Source organism: uncultured Paenibacillus sp. (genome assembly GCF_963515335.1).
GTDB lineage: Bacteria > Bacillota > Bacilli > Paenibacillales > Paenibacillaceae > Paenibacillus_I.
Genome location: NZ_CAUPYC010000120.1, coordinates 1 through 2,866, shown reverse-complemented (window position 1 = coordinate 2,866; position 2,866 = coordinate 1). Strand labels below are relative to the sequence as shown.

The 2,866-nt window shown below is 56.0% G+C and carries 4 protein-coding genes; all 4 read right to left on the bottom strand.

The window, feature by feature from the left end:
• Positions 1–4: 4 nt before the first annotated feature.
• Positions 5–712: a cupin domain-containing protein gene (locus tag RWM61_RS20120; RefSeq protein ID WP_314004254.1), complete on the bottom strand. Its 708-nt coding sequence runs from the start codon at positions 710–712 to the stop codon at positions 5–7.
• A 55-nt stretch (positions 713–767) separates the two neighbouring features.
• The gene (locus RWM61_RS20115; protein WP_314004250.1) at positions 768–1,424 is read right to left on the bottom strand and encodes an SGNH/GDSL hydrolase family protein; all 657 of its coding nucleotides are present in this window, start codon (positions 1,422–1,424) and stop codon (positions 768–770) included.
• Between the two features lie 40 nt (positions 1,425–1,464).
• Positions 1,465–2,229 carry a phosphoribosylformimino-5-aminoimidazole carboxamide ribotide isomerase gene (gene hisA, locus RWM61_RS20110; protein WP_314004247.1) on the bottom strand — a complete coding sequence of 255 codons (765 nt, stop codon included), beginning with the start codon at positions 2,227–2,229 and terminating at the stop codon, positions 1,465–1,467.
• Positions 2,230–2,357: 128 nt separating this feature from the next.
• Positions 2,358–2,780, bottom strand: a complete 423-nt coding sequence (gene fosB / locus RWM61_RS20105; protein ID WP_314004244.1) for a metallothiol transferase FosB — start codon at positions 2,778–2,780, stop codon at positions 2,358–2,360.
• Positions 2,781–2,866 lie beyond the last annotated feature (86 nt).

Sequence of the window (2,866 nt, the reverse complement as noted above, 5' to 3'; positions counted from 1 at the left end):
TATTTCACACCTTAAAAATTCTAAAAAACTGTCTTGACATCTTGTAGCACCATAGATAGCCCGGGTGCAGGTTGACCGATGCGGCGATTTCCGGCACCGTCAGATTGAGATCGTAATGCTGGTGCATGAATCGGATACAGCGCCGTATATACTGCTCCTGCACGCCCGAGCCGTCTGCCGATGATAGGTGATACAGCCGGGCAAGCAGTAGAAGCAACTGCCCGAACAGCAGCTCGGTCATCGGCCCATTGCCGGACGGGGACGCATCGAGCTCCAGCACGAGGCTTTTCAGCGCCTGTTGAAAATCGTGAGGGTCGCGCAGCACGACAAAAGATTGCGGACACGCCAGCAATTGCCGCACCGTCTTTTCCTCCAGGGCAAGCCGTCCGACTGGCGGAACCAATCCGTCCCGCTCCGCGAACCGGAATTCCAAATTGAGCATCCGGCAGGTCCCTTCGACGATCAGCCTGTGCGGCACATTTGCGTCAAGCACGATGAATTCGCCTTTGGTCAGCGTCAACTCGATCTTGTCCGTATGACCTCCCGGCATCAGCTCGACCGAGCATGTACCGCCGATGACATACATGATTTCGGTCGCCCTGTGGGTGTGATACCCCATTCGAAACCCGTTCCATTCTTTAAAATAATAAGCGGCGACGACGGGGCGAAAATCCCCATCCGTCAACCGCTCCGGAAACAATCCGCCGTTCACGAGCTTTCGCCCCCTTCATCGTCGCCAATTTTTCACCAACCTCTTATAACCGGCTCTACGCCCGGCTCCAATCGAAGCCGACAGCCTTCAGGAAGGCGCGGGCAAGCACCATATGGCCGGTCTGCGTCGGATGCACGCGATCCCAGGCCAATGTTGCGGAGTAAAGCTCCCTCAACACCTCGTTGAATGCCGCCTGCGTATCGACGCAGAGCAGGCCGTGCTCCCCGGCAATCCGCTTGACAACCGCGCCGTACTCATCCATCGTGCGCCGCATGGCGTCCTGCGCGTTGCTCTCGATATAGAAAGGCGTCATCAGCACGAGCCCCTCTACCATGGGCTTCGTTGCGGCGATCAGTTCACGCAGCGTCGCTTCATATTCATCGAGATAAACATGACCGTCAACGATGAAAGGCGTGTCGTATTGGCGCCATACGTCGTTGATTCCGATCATAACCGACAGCCAGTCGGGCTTCTGATTCACGACATCCGACTGCCAACGCGCCTTCAAATCGCGCACCGTATTGCCGCCGATGCCCATATTGACGATGCGGATGCCAAGCTCCGGATAAACCGATTGAAGCAGCGCGTCGACAAGCGCGACGTAACCTTTGCCGTTCGCGCCGAACAGCCCTTCGCCGACCGGTCTGGCCCTTTCGCAATCGGTAATCGAGTCGCCGATGAACAGCAGCTTTTGTCCCTTTTCAAGCTTCATCCGAATTCCCCCTCGACAAATATGAAACTGCGGATCTTGTTTATGACTCTTCGTCCCGGCAGAAAGCAACGACTTCCCGGTAAGGGAGGGAGCCGCCAAAAATGTCCAGCGCGCTGCCCACGGTGATATCCAGCCTGCCGTCCGTTATACGCCGGAATATCTCAAGATCGTCCAGCGAGCGCGCGCCGCCGGCATAGGTAGTCGGGATCGTCGTCCACTCCGCGAGCTTTTCCGCAAGCTCCTCCAGTACGCCGGTCCGCTTGCCCTCGACGTCCACGGCATGGACGAGAAATTCGTCGCAATACGCCTCAAGATTGTAAATATTTTCCGCATGCAGCTCAAAATCGCTGAACGTAGTCCATTGATTCGTGACCACGTACCACTTGCCGTCCCGCTTTTTGCAGCTCAGATCGATGACGAGCTTTTCCCGGCCTACCGCTTCCACGATCCGGTTCAGGCTCTCCGTCTGAAGGCGCCCATCCTTGAACACATAGGAGGTGACGATGACGTGAGAGGCCCCCATCTCAAGAAATTTCTCCGCGTTGTCCGCCCGAATGCCTCCGCCGATCTGCAAGCCGCCGGGATAGGCGCGAAGCGCTTGCTCGGCAGCCGCTTCATTGCCGGGGCCAAGCATGATGACATGACCGCCGGTCAATCCGTCCTGCCGGAACAGATTCGCGTAGTACGCCGGCTCGTGCTGCGAAACAAAGTTCTCTACGACGCCTTCGCCGGATACGTTAAGCGTTTCTCCCACGATTTGCTTTACCTTGCCTTGATGAATATCGATACACGGTCTGAATCTCATTGGAACCCCAGTCCTTCCGATGCGTGCCTATGCGAATATTGTTCTGTCGCTTTTACAGTAAAACAAATCGCGGCACTTGTCCATCAAGCAAAGCCCATCCATTCCGTGCCGCTCCATTGCATGGCCGATCAGCCTTCGTGGAAAATCATATGTCCTTTGGCTTCCCTGTAGTAATCGAGCCTGTCCGTTAACGTTCCGGTGTGCAGCTCGAACCGATGGCCGTCCGGGTCGGCGAAGTAAACCGATCGTTTGTCGCGTTCATCTCTCGCGCGCCCGGGCAGTACATTGACCTTCAGCTCGCGAAGACGTTCCGTCCATTGGTCGAACTCGCTGTCATTCACTGTGAAAGCGAGATGCGTATAGGTTTGGGGCTCCGTGCGCCGCTCCAGCTCCTCGGCATTCAGCGCAACCCAAATGCCGCCCAATTCAAAATAAGCGAGCTTGCGTCCGGTTACGAGCAGTTTGGCGCCGAGCGCGTCACGGTAAAACGCGACCGAACGATCGAGGTCCGACACGGAGAAACAGAGATGATTAATGCCGTTAATTTTCAAGAACCCATCACCCCGATATCTGTTGAATGGCACCTGAATCCGTGATCGTCTGAATGGCGTCGCTCCATAATTACAATATTATGGAA